This window comes from Blautia sp. MCC269, assembly GCF_018785655.1.
Taxonomy (GTDB): domain Bacteria; phylum Bacillota; class Clostridia; order Lachnospirales; family Lachnospiraceae; genus Blautia_A.
The window spans coordinates 1-422 of record NZ_WQQE01000088.1 but is presented as its reverse complement, the minus strand read 5'-3'; the positions used below and the strand labels follow the sequence as shown (position 1 = coordinate 422).

The 422-nt window shown below is 47.4% G+C and carries 1 protein-coding gene; it reads right to left on the bottom strand.

From position 1 onward, the window contains the following. Positions 1–46: 46 nt before the first annotated feature. Positions 47–422: DUF4368 domain-containing protein (locus tag GPK88_RS17615; protein ID WP_215708086.1), on the bottom strand; the 376-nt coding region annotated here is incomplete at its 5' end.

The window sequence follows — 422 nt, the reverse complement described above, 5'->3', positions numbered from 1 at the left end:
TTCCCGTCTCCCTTAATTAAAGATATTGTTGGGTAAAAAAGAAAGGTCAGTCGATTTTGCCGATGAAGCGGTAGTAGATTTCTACTTCCTGCTCACGGCTTCCGTCCTCGCCCTTGACAGCTTCGTGGACGGTTATTTTTTCAATTAGAGTGTTCAGAAGTTCGGCGGTCAGCTCCACAGGGTTGACATACTGTTTCATCAGGGCAATCCACTTTTCAGCATCCGCTGCGGTCTGTACGGCGGCTTCCATCGTTTCGTGAAGCTGTCTTATTTTTGTTTCAAGCTCCTTTTGCTCGTTCTGGTACTTCTCGGACAGCATATTGAAGTTATACTCGGTTATGCGTCCGGCAGACCAGTCCTCATACATTTTAGCAAACAGCCCGTCAACCTCGGCTTTACGCTTCTCTGCCTTTTTCAGCTCC